Source organism: Comamonas sp. DB36 (assembly GCF_057914905.1).
On sequence record NZ_CP196633.1, the window covers coordinates 351043 to 368594 of the forward strand.

The 17552-nt window shown below is 60.9% G+C and carries 16 protein-coding genes; 11 read left to right on the forward strand and 5 right to left on the reverse strand.

Going from position 1 to position 17552, the window contains the following annotated elements:
• Positions 1 to 2: 2 nt before the first annotated feature.
• On the reverse strand, positions 3 to 941 hold the full coding sequence (locus tag ACSVDO_RS25970; RefSeq protein ID WP_332535969.1) for a ParA family protein: 939 nt from the start codon (positions 939 to 941) through the stop codon (positions 3 to 5).
• A gap of 1316 nt (positions 942 to 2257) precedes the next feature.
• Here ACSVDO_RS25970 and ACSVDO_RS25975 point away from each other — a divergent pair.
• The 8 genes from ACSVDO_RS25975 to ACSVDO_RS26010 all read left to right on the forward strand — a co-directional run bounded on the left by ACSVDO_RS25975 (position 2258) and on the right by ACSVDO_RS26010 (position 10029).
• Positions 2258 to 2533 (forward strand): hypothetical protein, encoded by a 276-nt coding sequence (locus tag ACSVDO_RS25975; protein ID WP_489597461.1) that lies wholly within the window; start codon positions 2258 to 2260, stop codon positions 2531 to 2533.
• 235 nt (positions 2534 to 2768) lie between these two features.
• Complete coding sequence (locus tag ACSVDO_RS25980) at positions 2769 to 3743, forward strand: Bug family tripartite tricarboxylate transporter substrate binding protein (RefSeq protein WP_332547902.1); 975 nt, start codon at positions 2769 to 2771, stop codon at positions 3741 to 3743.
• Between the two features lie 29 nt (positions 3744 to 3772).
• Complete coding sequence (locus ACSVDO_RS25985) at positions 3773 to 4621, forward strand: alpha/beta fold hydrolase (RefSeq protein ID WP_489597463.1); 849 nt, start codon at positions 3773 to 3775, stop codon at positions 4619 to 4621.
• 12 nt (positions 4622 to 4633) lie between these two features.
• Complete coding sequence (locus ACSVDO_RS25990) at positions 4634 to 6142, forward strand: flavin-containing monooxygenase (protein ID WP_489597465.1); 1509 nt, start codon at positions 4634 to 4636, stop codon at positions 6140 to 6142.
• On the forward strand, positions 6139 to 7062 hold the full coding sequence (locus ACSVDO_RS25995) for a 3-hydroxyacyl-CoA dehydrogenase family protein (RefSeq protein ID WP_489597467.1): 924 nt from the start codon (positions 6139 to 6141) through the stop codon (positions 7060 to 7062). Before ACSVDO_RS25990 ends, ACSVDO_RS25995 begins: the two co-directional genes overlap by 4 nt.
• A gap of 63 nt (positions 7063 to 7125) precedes the next feature.
• On the forward strand, positions 7126 to 7875 hold the full coding sequence (locus ACSVDO_RS26000) for an SDR family NAD(P)-dependent oxidoreductase (RefSeq protein ID WP_489597469.1): 750 nt from the start codon (positions 7126 to 7128) through the stop codon (positions 7873 to 7875).
• Positions 7876 to 7900: 25 nt separating this feature from the next.
• On the forward strand, positions 7901 to 9247 hold the full coding sequence (locus ACSVDO_RS26005; RefSeq protein ID WP_489597471.1) for an MmgE/PrpD family protein: 1347 nt from the start codon (positions 7901 to 7903) through the stop codon (positions 9245 to 9247).
• 20 nt (positions 9248 to 9267) lie between these two features.
• Positions 9268 to 10029, forward strand: a complete 762-nt coding sequence (locus ACSVDO_RS26010; RefSeq protein WP_489597473.1) for an IclR family transcriptional regulator — start codon at positions 9268 to 9270, stop codon at positions 10027 to 10029.
• 83 nt (positions 10030 to 10112) lie between these two features.
• On the opposite strand, the gene ACSVDO_RS26015 is transcribed toward ACSVDO_RS26010, so the two are convergent.
• Positions 10113 to 10577 (reverse strand): GNAT family N-acetyltransferase, encoded by a 465-nt coding sequence (locus ACSVDO_RS26015; protein WP_489597475.1) that lies wholly within the window; start codon positions 10575 to 10577, stop codon positions 10113 to 10115.
• Positions 10578 to 10907: 330 nt separating this feature from the next.
• Between ACSVDO_RS26015 and ACSVDO_RS26020 the strand changes: the two genes are divergently transcribed.
• Positions 10908 to 11201, forward strand: coding sequence for an H-NS histone family protein (locus tag ACSVDO_RS26020; protein WP_332535987.1), 294 nt, complete (start codon positions 10908 to 10910; stop codon positions 11199 to 11201).
• Between the two features lie 66 nt (positions 11202 to 11267).
• Here ACSVDO_RS26020 and ACSVDO_RS26025 read toward each other — a convergent pair whose 3' ends face one another.
• Together ACSVDO_RS26025 and ACSVDO_RS26030 are read right to left on the reverse strand one after the other, a co-directional pair.
• Positions 11268 to 12815, reverse strand: a complete 1548-nt coding sequence (locus ACSVDO_RS26025) for a replication initiation protein (RefSeq protein WP_489597477.1) — start codon at positions 12813 to 12815, stop codon at positions 11268 to 11270.
• Between the two features lie 687 nt (positions 12816 to 13502).
• Positions 13503 to 14228, reverse strand: coding sequence for a hypothetical protein (locus ACSVDO_RS26030; protein ID WP_489597478.1), 726 nt, complete (start codon positions 14226 to 14228; stop codon positions 13503 to 13505).
• A gap of 53 nt (positions 14229 to 14281) precedes the next feature.
• Between ACSVDO_RS26030 and ACSVDO_RS26035 the strand changes: the two genes are divergently transcribed.
• The gene (locus tag ACSVDO_RS26035) at positions 14282 to 15379 is read left to right on the forward strand and encodes a peptidase C39 family protein (RefSeq protein WP_489597480.1); all 1098 of its coding nucleotides are present in this window, start codon (positions 14282 to 14284) and stop codon (positions 15377 to 15379) included.
• A gap of 1 nt (position 15380) precedes the next feature.
• Positions 15381 to 16934 (forward strand): RimK family ATP-grasp domain-containing protein, encoded by a 1554-nt coding sequence (locus ACSVDO_RS26040; protein ID WP_489597482.1) that lies wholly within the window; start codon positions 15381 to 15383, stop codon positions 16932 to 16934.
• A 14-nt stretch (positions 16935 to 16948) separates the two neighbouring features.
• On the opposite strand, the gene ACSVDO_RS26045 is transcribed toward ACSVDO_RS26040, so the two are convergent.
• Positions 16949 to 17512 carry a DUF1003 domain-containing protein gene (locus tag ACSVDO_RS26045; protein ID WP_489597484.1) on the reverse strand — a complete coding sequence of 188 codons (564 nt, stop codon included), beginning with the start codon at positions 17510 to 17512 and terminating at the stop codon, positions 16949 to 16951.
• Between the last annotated feature and the right edge of the window lie 40 nt (positions 17513 to 17552).

Below are 17552 nucleotides of genomic sequence, written 5' to 3' on the forward strand. Positions count from 1 at the left end.
ATTTAGGAGTTGGCAACAAAACCAGGCTGGGTGACATTGAATTCGCTGACGATCACGCGCGCGAAATGGTAGAGGCTGTCAGCCGCCTTGCTGTTGGGATCTTTGAGAACCACCGGCATGGACGCCGGAACGTCATCCGCGTCGATCTGCCGCGTGAACGCAATCGAATGCGGAATCTGCACGGGCAGAATACGATTCGGATAGCTCTTGGTCAGGATGGCGTAGTTGTGTTCGACATGCTTGCGGCCGATCTGCGCCTTGTTGACCAGGATGGAAAGATTGATCGGGCGCTTGGCGAGCTTCTGCACTTCTTCCAGGTTGAACTGCAGGGCGTCGAGTGCGCGCAGGCAACTGCCTTCGGGCTCCACGACCGTGAGAATCTTGCCGGCGAGGTGGGCCAGGTAGGTGAATGCCACGCTCACGGGGGTCGTGCCGGGAGTCGTGTCCACCAGGATGACGTCATAGTTCTTCGCCAGGAAATCCTTGTTGCGCAGAACGAATTCCTCGGCTTTCTGTTCGCGACCCATGGTCACGATCAGCGCAGGATTGGTGGAATCGAGTTCCACATCGGAAGGAATGAGATCGAGGAAACCGTCGTCGAAGATGGGAACGATGAATTCACGCAGGTCATCCGGCTTGTCTCCGCTCTTGAGCAGCAGCTTGCCGATATGTTCGTGATAGGTCTCGGTCTCGATTCCCAGCATATTGGTCGCCGAGGCCTGGGGATCGGCGTCTATGAGCAGCACACGGTAGCCCGAGAGCGCGAGCGCCGTGGCCAGGTTCACCGTGATCGACGTCTTGCCGATACCGCCCTTGGTCATGCGGGTGACGATGATGGCCGGCAACTCTGTATTGACTGCCATGGCCTCCTGCACCGCCTCGGGCGTGATGCCCGCGAGCCGCGCCCGGATATTGAGCATGTCCAGGGGCTTGTACTTCATCTGCCGCTGGCCTTCAGGCTTCTCGCTGCCGCTCAACCGCATCAAGCGCTTGTTGTTCAGCTCTAGACCCAGGAGCGACATTGCGACGGACGCTTTGACTGTAGGTTCGATCGGCATAGGAATGGGCATAGCTGCTGCTGCAAAGTGGGGCTGATGGGAAGTGTATAGCCTTTCATCAATGTCGTGGATGTTTTTTTGCTCAAAGTTTTAAAAATCATCCTCGGTTGAAATGTAAGATTGCATCTCATCCTGGCTACTTGCAGCTTATTTGATGGCGACACGGAAGAACAGCGCGCGCATCGATCGGGGCGCCGACGCTGCAAAGATCGATGCCGATTCACACGACACGGTGCGAATGGCTTGGTCGCCGAGGTTTGGCAAGCGCAAAGCGCAATTCAAGGCATCTCGAAAGCGCGTAGAACGCGTCTGCAGGCGGGACTTGCGCTGTAGCCGGGACATGGACCACGGATATCAACAAGACACATGCAGACCAGACTTCTGAAGAAACGACCGGCGGCAGGACGCGTTGCGAAGGTGACGACCTCGGCATGGACCGATACCCTCGTTGCTTTCAGCCGAAGCTTGCACGGGCAGGATTCTTGTTCCAGAAGGCAACTGCACGACCAGGCTCACGCCGGGATCGACGTTCAAGGTCGCGCTCAGTCTGATGGATTCGAGGCTGAATTGGTGCAGGACCAATCCAGGCCATCAGTGAACTACCGACCAGATATGCGGCCTGGGAGCCGAGCCAAGGCGCCCGCCTGGCAACCACTACAAAGCACTCACAAAGCGCTCACAAAGGAGCGTAGCGGTTGGATGCAATCGCTGTGCGGCCAGAGGTCGCGCCTGCTCGATTTCCCCGCAATGGACTGGACAGGCCACTGAGTTGCACCGATGAATACCGCCGTGCTTGCTTGTTGCGGATCGCCAAGCCAGCATCGCCAGCGGCCACAGGACAACCGCAAGCGTTTCCAGAAACGGCGGGATTGCGATCTCGCCCCCGCTGCAATTATTAAACGTTTAATAATCGCAGCCCCCGCGCATCGAAAGGCCATAGGGAGCACACCGCAAAGACAGCGGAGTGCAGCGACGCTGAGCAGCCCATGCCCGGGATTTCCGGCGGCGCAAGATGCCGTCAATTTCTCGACCTCACCCCTTTATTGTGCAATTTTGCGCTGCGGGCCTAGAAGCTTCAGAGGAAGGCCTGCGAATGCTCGCACGGGGCGATGGAGGCTTTGCCAGAAGAAAAACCCCAGGCCGACGCCATCAGAGCGCAGCAAACGAGCTCGGCCATCGTCAACAGCGTGAGTTATTAAATGTTTAATAACGCCAACTGGCTGCCGGGACGCGAAGCCGGCGGCAATGCGCCGCGCAATTGCCCCGCGGGAATCGACAAAAATGCGAAGGTTGCGATCAACCACCCCCTGGTTTGTGCACAGCAGGCCAGCCCAAACCGCGCAACGACGCCGCCGAACTCCTGGCCGCGCGCGCCGCGTGCGCTGGCGAAAGCCATGGTTTTGGGCCTGATGCGCCGCGTAGCCAATATGGTCTCATCCACAAAGTCCTGCCATGCGCTGCGTGTTCAGCGCTGAACGCCTTATGGACAAAATTGTGCCGGCATGGGCAGCAGGGCATGCAGCGCGTGATCCCCAGTTCCGCGCGCCCGGATTTCGTCGAAATTCACATGTTGAACGAATCGTGAAATTGAAGTGGCGGTCGCGCATGGTTCCTTGAAGAATTGGCCAGACGCATGCAACAAGGGATGCCAATCCCTGCGGGCGTTGAATCGAACAAACGGGGCATTACCCGGGCCAGCAAGGAGACAAGATGATCACACGACGCAAGGTCGGGATGTACGCAGCACTGGGAGCACTGGGTGGCAGTTTGCCCGGTGCCTTTGCCAACAACTGGCCGCCAGCCAACCAGGTGATAAGAATGGTGGTGCCATTCACCGCGGGAGGCACCACCGACATACTCGGGCGACTGATGGCCGAGGGACTGCGCAAGGAGCTGGGCATCAACGTGGTCGTCGAGAACATTGCGGGCGCCAACGGCACCCTGGGCGCCACCAACGTCCTGCGTTCCAAGTCCGATGGGCTCACGCTCATGCTGGGCACGCCCGGACCGATGATCGTCAACAAATACGTCTACAGCAATCTGAGCTACGACCCGCTGACGGCTTTCTCGCATGTCGCGTTGGTTGCCGAGCTGCCCAACGTGCTGATGGTGCGCAATCAACTGGGGGTGAACAGCGTGGCGGAACTGGTCGCGCTGGCGAAGCGACAGGATCTGAGCTTCGGCAGCCCGGGCGTAGGTTCCAGCGGCCATGTGTCCAGCGAGCTGTTCAATCTGCATTCCAGGATCAAGGCCACGCATATTCCCTACAAGGGCAGCGCACCCATGCTGGGCGATCTGGCCGGGGCAAGCATCGACTACAGCATCGACCAGATTTCCTCCGCGCTCAAGCTGATACAGGGCGGACAGATCAAGGCGCTGGCGGTCACCTCGAAGCAGCGCTCGCCCGAGCTGCCCAACGTGCCTACGCTGCGCGAAGCAGGGCTGTCCGACTACGAGGTATCGGTCTGGTTCTGCATCGCCGCACCGGCGAAGACACCGCCGGAAATCGTCGCCACCCTCAACAGCGCCATCAACAAGGTGCTCAAGGATCCGGCCGTGATCCAGCGCATCAGCGGCTTCGCCGCACGTCCGCTGGGCGGAAGTGCAGCGGATCTCACACGCCAGGTCCAGATAGAGCAGCAGAACATCGTTGCCGTGGCCAAGGTCGTCAATTTCTCCAACTAGCAGCTGCGCTGCTTCAACGACGTCTCCCCATGCCTTTCACCTCCCACGTCCAGAGCCTCACCGCGTCCACGCCGGCAGGGCTCGCCATTCACTACCACGACTCCGATCCCACGAAGGCGGGCGAACCCACCATCGTGCTGTTGCACGGCACGGGCGGCTCGGCCGAAAACAACTTCTGGGCCCTGTTTCCCATGCTCGCCATGCGCCATCGCGTGGTGGCCCTCGATTTCGTCGATCCCGATGAAGCCGTTCCCCAGGCCCAGGCCTACATCGAACAGGTGCTGGCCGTCGTCAGACAAGCCAGCGCCGGTGCTCCCGTGCATCTGATGGGCTATTCATTCGGCGCCGTGATCGCGGCGCTGTACGCGGCGCAGCACGGCGCCACGCTCGCCTCGCTCACGCTGGCCTGCGGCTGGGTGAAAACCGACAACCAGCAGCGCCTGCGCAACTCCATCTGGCGCAGTCTGCACGAGAGCGGGCATGAGGCGGTCGCCGAATTTTCCGCGTTCGTGAACTACAGCCAGCCATTCCTCAACGCGAAGAATGAAGGCGAGCTTGAGGCCCTCATCCAGGGCATACGCAACGGCTCGGACCGCTCCAGGAAGATGGCCTTCAACCGGAATGTCGACATCAGCCAGCAGCTCGCGGCGATCACCGCCCCGACACTGGTGGTGGGCTGCTCGCTGGACATCACCACTCCCATGCGCCATGCGCGCATGCTTTTTGGCGGCATCGCCAACAGCCGCTTCGCGCAGATCCACAGCGGCCATGGCGTGGTCCATGAACGACCCGCCGAGCTGTTCACGATGATCGATGAATTCGTGAGAAACCCGTCGGCCTTGCCCGCCGGCCATGTCTTTGAGAACGCACACGCCTGAGGTGAACCGACCATGAATGTTTCCACAACGCATGCCGAAGCTTCGGTCACCCGGACTTCCGTGCTGGTCATAGGCTCCGGATTTTCCGGTCTGGGAATGGCTGTGAGCCTCAAACGCGAAGGCCGGCACGACTTCATCGTGCTCGAACGCGCCACCGACGTGGGCGGAACCTGGCGCGACAACACCTATCCAGGGGCCGCCTGCGACATCCAGTCCCATCTGTACTCCTACTCGTTCAAGCCCAATCCGCGCTGGAGCCGCGTCTACGCACCCCAGCCCGAGATCCTCGACTACCTGCGACGCACCGCGCAGGACGAACAAATCCTCGAAAATGTGCAATTCGGCGCCTCGGTGGAACGCGCATCGTGGGATGAAACGCGCGGGCTCTGGGTGGTGCAGACCACGCGCGGTGTCTTTGAAGCGCCGGTGCTGATATCGGCCGCGGGCCACCTGTCCGATCCCTCCTATCCCGACATCCCCGGCATCGCCAAGTTCAAGGGCCAGGTCTTCCATTCCGCGAAGTGGGACCATTCCTGCGACTGGGCAGGCAAGCGCGTCGGAGTCATAGGCACCGGGGCCTCAGCCATACAGATCGTTCCTCAGCTCGCGCGCACGGCCAGTCATCTGACCGTGTTCCAGCGCTCCGCTCCCTACGTCATACCGCGGCGCGACCATGTGTACAGCGATGCCGAACAAGGGATGTTCGAACGCTTTCCCGAGGCCATGCAGGAACTGCGCGACGAACTCTTCTGGGGCAACGAGTCGCGTTTTCCGCAGCGCCGACAGGTGCCGGCGTTCATAGAAATGGTACGCGGCATGGCCTCCAGCCATTTGCAGGCCCAGGTGCCGGACGAGGCGCTGCGCAAGAAGCTCACGCCGCACTACGCCATAGGCTGCAAGCGCATCCTCATCTCCAACGACTACTACCCCGCGCTGATGCAGCCGCATGTGCAGCTGGAAACCTCGGGCATAGAGTGCATAGACGAAACCGGCGTGCTGCTCAAGAGCTGCGAGAAAGTCGAGCTCGACCTGCTGGTCGTCGCGACCGGGTTCGAGGCGACCGAGCTGCCCATCGCCGAGCGCATCCACGGTGCGGGCGGGCAAAGCCTGGCGCACAAGTGGAAGGATGGCGGTCACGCATTCGCGTGCACCACGGTTTCGGGTTTTCCCAATTTCTTCTTCATGTTGGGCCCCAACACCGGACTGGGCGCGGGGTCGATGATCTTCATGATCGAGACCCAGATCAACTATATCCGCGAAGGCGCGGGCTATGTGCTGGGCCACGGCGTCGTGGTCGAGCCCGATGCCCGGGCGGAGCAGGACTACACGGACAGCATCCAGCAGCGCAGCCAGGGCACGGTCTGGGTATCCGGGGGCTGCAGCAGCTGGTATCTGCATCCCGGCAGCGGCAAGCTGACCGCGCTGTGGCCGGATTTCATGTCGCAGTTCCGCAAGGAAAACGGCGCTTTCCGCACCGAAGGCTACAGCGTGCGTCCCGCCATGGCCGCCGTACAACCATGAGCGCCAACCCCTTGCATCCAGCGGCGCGCGTGGGCGTGCTCGGTGCCGGCCTGATGGGGCACGGCATCGCCCAGGTCTTTTCGCAGGCCGGATTCCAGGTCTCGATCTGGGACCCGGATACCCAGGCGCTCGGCGATGTGCCGCGCAGGATAGACGCGCATTTGCAGCAGCTGGGCGAGACGCGCCGTGCCAGCGTGGCGCTGTGCAGCACGCTCGCGGCATGCGTCGGCGGCTGCGATCTGGTGGTCGAGGCCGCGCCCGAGCAGCTCGCACTCAAGCAGGACCTGGTTCGCCAGGTCGATGCCGCCAACCCCGACTGCATCGTCGCGAGCAATACCTCGGTGCTGCGCATCACCGAGATCGCCCTGCATGCCAGGGACCCGCGCCGCGTCGTGGGCACGCACTGGTGGAATCCGCCGTATCTGATTCCCGTCGTGGAGGTGGTCCGCGGAGAAAGAACCAGCCCGGAAGCTGCCGACCAGGTGACCCAGTGGTTGCGCGCTGCAGGAAAGCTGCCGGTCGACGTGTTCAAGGATGCACCGGGTTTCGTCGGCAACCGCATGCAGTTTGCCTTGGTGCGGGAAGCAGCCCATATCGTCGAGCAAGGCATTTGTTCGGCCGAGACCGTCGATCTGGTCGCACGCCATACCTTCGGCCGGCGCATGGCGGCAGTGGGGCCGCTGCGCAATTCGGACTACATAGGCCTCGATCTCGTCGAAGCCATCCTCGACTATCTGGCCCCCCATCTTTGCGATGTGAAGCAGACGCCAGCGCTCATCAAGCAGCTGGTGGCAGCCGGCGACCAAGGCGCGAAGTCGGGCCAGGGAATCTTCCCATGGCGCGAAGGAGAAAAGGACGAGGCCGAGCAGAGGCTTTTGCAGCACCTCCTGGCCATGCAGTCGCTCGATGCCGGCCGTTGAACAGCCATCGCGTTGCGGTCATGGGGCGCGGCTGCACTTTGCATATTTACGGAGGGAAGTACCTTGAACCTCGGAATCGACGGACAAGTGGCCCTGGTCACGGGCGCGGCCAATGGCATAGGCAAAGCCATCGCCTTGGGCCTGGCGAGTGAAGGCTGCAAGGTGGCCGTGCTGGACAGGGACCGCGCATCGGCCGGCGCGCCAGCGCTGCAGATCCAAGAACGCGGCGGTCGGGCATATGCCGTGGCAGCCGACGTCACCGATGCTGCCAGCGTGGCCAGCGCCGTGCAAAGCGTGGTCCAGGAACTCGGCGGTCTGCACATCGTGGTCAACTGCGCGGGCTTTTCCATGGACGCTCCCGTCGACTGCATGACGGACGACCAATGGCGCCAGGTCATGGACGTGACGCTGACCGGCGCCTTCCACATCATCCGCGCCGCAGCCCCGCATCTCACGGCCCGGCAATACGGCCGCATCATCAACATCACGTCCCGCGCCCACTTCGGCGATGTCAACAAGGCCAACTACTCCGCGGCCAAGGCCGGGCTCATAGGCCTCACCAAGGCGCTGTCGCTGGAACTGGGCCCGCAAGGGGTAACCGTGAATGCGGTCGCTCCAGGGATCATCGATACCGAGCGCCTGCGCGCACTGCCTTATTTCGCCGGCATAGAAGAGCGGTCCATGGCGGTGATGCCCATCAAGCGCTTGGGCAGCGTCGATGAAGTCGCCAGCCTGGTGTCTTACCTCGCATCCGCGCACACGGGCTTCATTTCCGGGGAAGTGGTGCACATCAGCGGCGGGCGCTATGGCTGAACTGCGCACGGAACAGGACGCGAACATGTCCTCATCGCCTTCGCTTGCCCACACGCTTTCCCACTGGGCCATGGACCTGCGCTTCGACCAGGCACCGAGCGAAGTCCAGCGGGCCTTGCGCTGCTGTCTGCTCTACAACCTCAGCATGGCCCTGGCAGTCGACCAGGCCGCGGATGCGCTGGGCCAGACATTGAGCAGCATTGCCGGCGCTGACGGGCCCGCGCGGCTCTTTGCTGCACGCGGCCGGCGCAGCGCGGCCGACGCCGCCTTCATCAACGCCGGCCTGATCACCGCGCGCGGGCAGAACGACACCCATCCGGAGGTGGTGACCCACATCGGCTGCATCGTCATCCCTGCGGTGCTCGCGCTCGCAGAAATGGTCGAGGCACCCGGCCAGCGTGTGCTCGACGCCTTGCTGGTGGGCTACGAATCCATTCCACGAATCGCACAAAACCTGGCGGCACGCAGCACGCAGCGCGGATTTCGCGCATCGTCGCTCTACGGATCGCTGGGAGCGGCGCTGGCCTGCTCGGTGGTGCTGGGCCTGAGCGCGCAGCAGGCGCGCAACGCGCTGTCGATCGCGACCAACCTCGCATCCGGGCTGTTGCAGACCTGGACTGACGGCTCGCAGGAGTGGCGCCTGCAGATCGCAAAAACCAGCCGCGACAGCGTGCATGCCGCGCTGCTCGCAAGAGAAGGGCTCAGCGGTGCGCCGTTCTGCCTGGAAGGCAGCAGCGGCTTTGGCGCAGCCTATGCAGCAACAACGCCGACCCTGGATTTCACGGGCTGGAAAACGCCGCAGATGGTGTTCAAACCCTATCCCGGCTGTGCTTTCAATCAGGCCCCCGTCCAGGCCCTGCGCGATCTGCTGGCCACCCAGGCCTTGGACGCCGCCGACGTCGACCACATCGACGTCTACCTGCATCCGTCCGATGCGCAATACCCCGGGGTGGCGCTCCATGGTCCATTTGCATCGCCGTCCGGCGCGATCATGAGCGCGCCCTTCATGCTGGCCGCGGCGCTGATCCACGGTCTGCCGCGGACCGCGCATTTCGAGCAGCAGCACCTGTTGCCCGCGCTGCATCAACTGGCACAAAGGATTCGCGTGCAGCCGAGCGCATCGATCGCGCCATGGACCTGTGATCTCGCGCTGACCACCATCGCCGGCCGGGTGCACAAACAAAGCTTCGCTCCCGAACACCCATTTCAGCTGGATTGGGAACAGACGCTGGTGCTTGCCGCACAAGTCGCCCAGGAATGGCCCGGCCCACAGACAAAGGACAGATTCGAGCGCCTGGTCGCCAGCCTTGCGCGCATCGAGACGCAGGGCATCGATCTGGCGCTGCTGGGCCAAGTGGTATACACCCAATAACGCAAAAAATCGGAAGAAAAATGAAGGGATCGCAGACAGTCATCCGCGCCTTGACATTGTTGCGGCACATTGCAGCCATCCATCCGCACGGCATCAATGTGGGCACCTTGGCCGAATTGGCGGCGCTGGACCGCGCTACCGCCTACCGCTTGGTGTCCAGCCTGGTGGAATTCGGACTGGTCACCAGAGATGCTTCCAAGAACTATCGCCTGGGCATCGAGGCCATGCAGCTGGGACTGGCGGCCATGCGCTCGGCGCCCATCATCGACCGGGTAAGGCCCGTGATGCAGCGCCTGGCGCGGCGCACGGACGACACCGTTTTCCTCGTGGTCAGGAGCGGCGATTACGGCCATTGCCTGCATTGCGAGGAAGGCTCCTATCCGGTCAAGGCGCTGGTACTGCAGGTGGGAGGCATGCGCATTCTGGGCATAGGCAGCGCGGGCGTGACGCTGCTTTCAGCACTGCCTGATGACGAAGTCGAAGCGCTTTATAAACGGCATTTCGAGGAGCTGAAACCGCGCGGCCCATCGATCGCGCAATTGAAGAAGCTGCTGGGCGAAACCAGGCAACGCGGCTATGCGGATACCAACGACCTGGTGACCGATGGCGTCAGCGGCGTGGGTATGCGGTTTGAAATCGAGACCGGCAGCCATGCGGCCATCAGCATCGCCGCCATCAACAGCCGCATGTCTGCGCAGCGCAAGGCCTGGATTGCGGGCTTGATCGCCGAAGAACTGCGCACCGGAAATTTTTTGCCGGGTTTGGCGCAATCACCGGAATAGCAGGTCGTTCCCGAGGCCACGTGATTATAAGTGGCAGTCCGGTGAAGCGCGGCAGCGACACCAGACAGTCAATTGGCAGCGGTTCAATCCGCGCTCACACCTTCAGGTGTACACACAAAGGCCTGCTTGGTATGCCGATTGAAACCCACTGATTCATACAGCCGAAAAGTCGCCTCATCTGTTCTTGCTGTCATCAGCATCACTTTGTAGCAGTTACTCGACCAGGAGTATGCAAGCGCTTTTTCGAGCACCGCTTTCGCAAAGCCGCGCTTGCGAAAGCCGGCGTCGGTCACCACATTCTCAATCACGCCATAAGGTCTGCAGCCACGCGTCAGATTGGGCGTGAGCGTCAACGTGCAACTCGAGACCAGACGAGCATCCATATAAAGACCAAAATACTTATGGTAAGGACTCACTCTCAGTTCCTGCCATACAGACTCTATAGTATACGCATCAGGCAAGGGATCGTCTTGGGCATGCAGATGCTCATACAGCGCCAAAAGAGCTTTCAACTCCGAGGCTTTTATCTCACGTATGTTAGTTGGCATTTTTGGCGAGTTCCTATTCTCTCGCAAGCTATTGACTGGCATCTGGCACGCACAACCGCATGTCTCGCGCAGACTGAAGTGACGTGCATAAATTTTTTTACAATTTTATGATCGCAAATCACATGACTATGCGTCAGAATAAAAACATGCTGAACTGATCAGCGCTGACATTTAAACGCGCATTCTTAAATGCTCTGGCCAGCTGGAGGCCTGTGAGCACGATGATTGCATTTAAAATGATCCAACTGTCCATTCTAGCAAGCTATAAAAGTTCTATTGCATAATAGACCCTAGAATTCTAACTATTAACTTTCAAAGAAGGTAAACATCATGGCCAGCTACAAAGAACTCCTGCAGCAACGCGAGCAATTGGAAAAAGAAATTGAGGAGCTTCGCAAAAAGGAAATGAGCGACGCCGTCAGTCAGGCGCGCGCACTGGTCGCAGAGTTTTCGCTGACGATGGAAGATGTCTTCCCGCCGGCGCGCGGCAAGCGTGCAACCTCCACCGGCAACAAGGTCGCGCCAAAGTACAGGAATCCCGTGACCGGTGATACCTGGACCGGCCGCGGCAAGGCGCCAAAATGGATCGCCAACGAAGATAATCGCGAAAAATTCGCCATTTGAGCCTGCTTCAGCAAAAAACCCCTGTGCACCGCACAGGGGTTTTTTGCATTCCGATGAGCAAACAGGTCAAGCGCTCAGCATGCGCTCCATGATCTTCACGATTTCGGCGTCGGTCACTTCGCCCCAAAGCTTTTTCGCATACCAGGCATGGAAAGAGGGCACAACACCGGCACGGTTGCGCCCGATCTTTATCTTGCTCGCTTCCGTGCTGAGCGTGTCGTTGTACTCGTCGTAAACGCCTTGCAGCACAGGCTTGTCGAGTTCCGCGAGAATCACCTTGACGTCCATGATGCGCTGCTTTTCGACCGCTGCATTGATCTTGGCGCGTCCCTTGTTGATGCCACTGTTGGTAGGCTCCGATTTTTGTGCGCGGGTCTTGGCTTGCGGCACATTTGGCGGCCCGGCCGCATCGGTTTCCATCGCAGGCAAGGCGCTGTGCTTGCCGTCGACGACCGGGAACAATTCCGCAGTCGAAGTCGTCGCCCGATTGTCCAGAAACTCCTGGTAGTGGCCCGATTTGAGCGAAGTCATGAAGTAGCGGCTGGGGTAAGTGAGTTTCCTGAGCTTGGACTCGGTCACACGCCACTTGGTGTGCTTGAGCGCACCTTCAATCTGCTCTTCCGTGAAGGTGCTCAGCAGTTTGTAAATTGCCTTGTCCAGCAGACCCATGGCCTGCATTGCATCGACCAACTGCTTCTTGGCTTCCGAATTGCTGTGGGCGGCGGACATGTCGAGGGCCAATTTCTGGCGGCTGACATGGAAACGCAGATTGGTGACCTTGGTCTTGTAGCGTTCGGTCTCCACTTCGATATAGAGCTTGGTCGAAGCGTTGATGTCCTTGATCGCGGGATCGAGATAGCGTTCCTTGAACGTGCTCCACTGCTGCGCCTTGTTGGGAATGTTCTTGGATGCAACCAGCATGTCGCGCAGATCTTCCCAGGGAATTCGGCGCGTGGCTCCGATGCCGAGATAGCGTGAACAGAATTCGAACAGTGGCACTGAACACACCTTGGACAAGGCGCTGAGTTCCAGCAGGTCAAGACTGGTGTAGGACGGGCTGTCGCCCAGCAACAAGATGGCCTTGGACTCGATCTTGAACGTGATTTCTCCGGCATAGAACTTGGCATAGGGAAAGACCACGGCGAAATGCTTGGCCAGACCCTTTTCTTCAAACACATCCAGCCGGACCTTGATCGACATGAGTTCGTCAATGGTCTTCTCGATATGTTCGTAATTGCGCGTCTTGACGTTGAGCAGACGCAGCATTTCTTCGACAGAAATCTTCCAGGTGGCAGGTTCTACGGGTTGGTTCTGCTGTGCATGGCGCAGCATGATGTTGGTCAACTTCTGCTGCATGACCGTCATCACGGCATGTGGCTTGTTGTGCACCATGGGATTGGGCTTCTTGAAGTTGGAGCCCTGGTTCTTGCGCTGGATGAAGAACGTCGCGAAAGGCTTGTCTTCGGGTACGCCTGCGCTCTCGTCGGTTTCCTCTGCCGCCGGCGACAATGCAGTGATGGAGATCAGCGCAGTGGCATTGGCGTCGTTGTCGACTTCCTTGGTCTCGACGTCTATGGCTTTGGGGCTGGCCTTGCGCCTGGTAGGTTTTGTCACTTTATTGAGCACGCAACGCTGCTGCGTTTCTTTATTTTCAATACCACTTTAAGTAGTTTCCTACTTTAAGCGACGCATCGCCAATGCTGGCGCGGCCTCCGGGACCATGGTCGCCCCTATCTTGTGAAGCGTCCTCCCTTATATTGTGACGCAATCTCCCTTGGTTTGTGCAAACCCAGCCCCTGGATTGTGGCGATCTCTCCCTTGGTTTGTGAAAACCATGCTGATCCCTGGTTTGCACAAGATGAGGGGGACGGGTGCCTGTTGTGCAGTGTGGAGCACGACTTTAAGCGATAGCAGTACCGTTCCTTCGTCAGGCGTCGCCTGGCGACAGGCCTCATTCGATGCGGGTGGGCAGCGTTCACCCCTGTCTTGTGAAAAATTAGAGGTTTGGTGAGCGTGGTGGAACTGGCCCAGGGGAAGGTCATCACCCTCATCTTGTGCAAGAAAGGCCTGATGTGCTGTCAGCCCACCTCTTGGGACGCTGGCGATGGCATGTCATCCCCCCTATCTTGTGAAACTTTGTTGCCGTACCCGGACTAGGTATAACTCCCTCTTGTAGAGTTTCACAAAATAGGGGTGAAGGATCTTCTGCGACCAGCACGCTTCTTTCTAGACCGAGTCTGCCTATAGGAATGTCCTGGCCAATCCGTATTACATGTAGTGGTGCGAATGGTGATCCGTGGGCTAATTGATAAATATCGCATGTAAGCAGGATTGGCGAACTACGTTATGCAGGCTTCTGCACCAGGCGCTGCTGATTTGCACAATCCAGGGGGGGACTCTGCCCATCGAATGCCTTAAGGCAGTCTGACCAGGGCCTGCCATGCCAGACTGCCGACGCAGAGCAAAGTGCCGCACGTTGACCGGCATCCGGTCGGCTGCAACTTTCGGCACTGCCTGGGCCTGCGGCTCGGGCGCCATTGTGCGTTCATGCAGCCAGATTGGCGCAGATTTAACGTGCAGGCCGGCTCTTTTTACGCAGCATTTATGAAGCAGCATGGCCGGTTTTTCTAGACTGGATGCATGTCCAACACCTGTCCAAGAGCCACACCAAAGCGGCGTCTTGTGGCGAAAAACATGCTGCAGGAATGCCCAAGTATCAGGCTGCACCGGCTCACCACAGCTTGCCTGCGCGCGGCCCATGGCGATACCGATCCTTTGGTGGAGTTGCCGATTCGCGTTGTCTGCGTGCACCCCCTCAGCCTGCGGATGACGCTTCACGCCGTACTCGGCGCCAAGCTGCGTGGCTACCGGCTGTCCTGGGATGCCGTGGGCCACAAAGCGTGCGTCAGCCTGCATGTGCACCTGCGCGACGTGCACGAGTGCCTGCATCATCTGACGCGGGCCCTGCCTGGCGCTGAATTCGGCCGGGTTGCGCGCGTGCTCAAGATCGAGGATAGGCAATGCCATTGAGATACCTCGGGGCCGACGCAGCAGCGCCCGCAGCGTCGGCAGGTCCGGCCATGGGCCGCAGCGCTGAGGTGGCGCTGGCCACGCCTGCGGACCGGCCCCAATTGGATCAGCTGGAACGCAGCGCGTTCGCCACCGACCGCATCTCCACCCGAAGCTGGCGGCGCCTGCTCGTCAGCCCCGGTGCCCGTGTCTTCGTCTGCCGCTCGGACGGGACGATTGCCGGTGCCTGCGTGGTATTGCACCGCAAGAGCGCATCGGTGGCGCGTCTCTATTCGCTGGCGGTAGCGCCGCCGGCACGCGGCTTGGGCCTTGCCGCCAGGCTGCTGGCTGCTGCGCTGAGTGACGCCCGGCAGCAAGGATGCGCGGTGCTGCGGCTGGAAAGCCGGCGCGACAACGCTGGGGCACACCGGCTTTTCCAACGCCATGGGTTCACCCCATCGGGCACAAAGCCCGGCTATTACCAGGATGGCGAGGACGCGCTGTGCTTTGAACGCGATCTGTTTGACGGCACGCGGGCCAGCGCCCCCTATGCGGTGCGCCATTACGCGCAGACGCTGGATTTCACCTGCGGCCCCTGCGCCTTGATGATGGCCATGTCTGCCATGGACCCATCTCTTGCCATGGACCAGGCGGCCGAGATCCGCATCTGGCGCGAAGCCACCACTGTTTTCATGGCCGCGGGCCACGGGGGGTGCGGGCCGTTCGGGCTGGCGCGCTCGGCCTGGCTGCGTGGCTTCGAGGTCTCGGTCTACGCCGACGCCGGCGCCTCGCTCTTCATGAACAGCGTGCGCGACCAGCACAAGAAGGATGTCATCGAGCTGGTGGAGAACGACTTCCGGTCGGAGCTTTTGGCGCACCAGGTGGCGCTGCACGCCAGCCCGGTCTCCGCCAAGAGCCTGGTGGCCCAGCTGCGCGCGGGCAGGCTGCCCATCGTGCTCATCAGCCTGTGGCGACTGCACGGCGAGAAAACCCCCCATTGGGTGGTGATCGTCGGCTTCGACGGAGCGGTGTTTCGCGTTCTCGATCCTATGGCCCGCTCCGGCGATGCGGATGGCGGCATGTCCATCAGCCTGGGCGAATTCAAAAAGATCGCCAGATACGGGCGCCGCCGGCGCACGGCGGCGGTCATCATCTTTGGAAAGAAATAAATTGTCTTCAGAACATCTGATCGTTGTGGAAAAGCTGGCCGACTTCCGCTGGAAGGACACGGCGCTCAAGGTCATCACTGCAGACCAGTTCGTGGCCCAGCAGCCCCAGGCCCGCGGTCCACGGCGCAAGGTCATCAATCTTTGCCGCACCTACGGCTATCTGAGCATGGGCTACTACTGCTCCCTGCTTGCCGAGGCCCGGGGCGAGCGCGTGACGCCCAGCGTGGACACCATCCTCAGCGTGCAGCGCAAGCGCATGCATCCCGCGGCCCTGGCGCAGCTCAACCGGCTGATAGGGCCGCTCAAGGAGATACCGCGCTCCGTGAGCACCCTCACCCTGCATATCTATTTCGGCGTGATCGAGGACCCGGCACTCGCGGCGCTGGCGCGCAAGAGCTTTGAGCTGTTCCGCTGCCCGTTGATGCAGATGACGCTGCAGCGCTGCGAGCAGTCAAGCAGCTGGCAGATAGGCGACATGCAGGCGCTGGACCTGCGCGACGTCGACACGGCGCGCGATGCGGTGTTCCTGCAGGCGATCCTGCAGTACACGCGGCGCAGCTGGCGGCCAATGATCGCCATGCCCTTGCCGCGCATGGATCTGGCGGTGCTGCACGACCCCCACGATCCGCTGCCGCCCTCCAACCTCAAGACGCTCAAGAAGCTCGTCGACCTGGGCCGCGACATGGGCATCGCCGTGGAACTCATCGAGAAGAAGGATTTCTCGCGGCTGGGGCAGTTTGACGCGCTCTTCATCCGCGAGACCACCGCCGTCACGCACCACACCTTTCAATTCGCCAAGAAGGCCGCGTCCCTGGGAATGCCGGTCATCGACGACGCGGTGTCCATCCTGCGCTGCACCAACAAGGCCTTTCTGGCGGAAATGCTGCGCGAGAACGCGATTGCGACGCCGCTGACCCACATGGTCAGTCGACGCACGCTGGCCGACATGCACAAGCGGCTGGCCTATCCGGTGGTCGTCAAGGTGCCCGATGGCGCCTTCAGCCGCAGCGTCAAGAAAGCGGACAGCTTCGAGCACCTGCAGGAGATCGCCAAAGAGATGCTCAAGGAATCGGAAATCATTCTGCTGCAGGAGTTCATGTACACGGACTTCGACTGGCGCATAGGCGTGCTTGCCGGACAGGCGATCTTTGCCGCCAAGTACTTCATGTGCGACGGCCACTGGCAGATCCTGCAGCACGCGGCCAACGGCAAGTACACCGAGGGACGGGTGCAGGCCGTGCCGCTTGACGCGGTTCCGGCCGAAGTGCTCGCGGCCGCGGTGAACTCGGCGCGCCTGGTGGGCAACAGCTTTTATGGCGTGGATCTGAAGTCGACGGCCGCGGGCGTGTATGTTATCGAGATTAACGACAACCCCAACCTGGATGCAGGCGTGGAGGATGCCGACCGGGGCGATGCGCTCTACGTCACTCTGCTATCGCACTTTCTCAAGCAGGTAGAGTCGCGCTATGTCTCGCCGCCAGCGCGCCAGCTGTCAGCAACTTCGCCCGCGCAGGCGCCGCGGCAGGCCCGGCCCGTCGGCGAGCTGCTTGCATGAGCGTGTGCGCGGCGTTAGTGCGACTGCGTGCCCTTGCCGCTTGCCGCCAGCGCGGCCAGCAGCTCCAGCTGCTCGCGCTGAATGGCAATCAGCTCGGTCCATTGCTTTTGCTGCAGCAGGTCGATTTTCTCGTGCAGCATCATGATCTCGAGCTCGGCCTTCAGGTTGACCTCGTAGTCGTGTTCACCGCGTATGCGATCCCTCTCGGATTGCCGACCCTGCGACATCAGGATGATGGGCGCCTGTATAGACGCCAGCATCGAGAGAAACAGATTCAACAGAATGTAGGGATAGGGGTCGAAGGTGCTGCCGTGCAGCCACAGCAGCATGCCGTTCACGGTCACCCAGAGAAACATGGTCGCCGAAAACAGGCCCACAAAGGTCCACGATCCGCCAAACTTCGCCACCGCGTCGGCGGCGCGCTGGCCCAGACTGGGCGGGGTCGCCAGTTCCTGCGCCAGATTGCGGGTGATGTGCTTTCGCTTGGCGATGTGCTGGGTCACCTTGAGGGTGCGCGCATCCAGCTTCTCCTGGGGGAGGTCCAGTAATCGATCGGCAATCGGGTCAGATGTGTGCATGGCCAGCTCCTGTCAAAGGATAGTACGGCTTGGCGCAGCC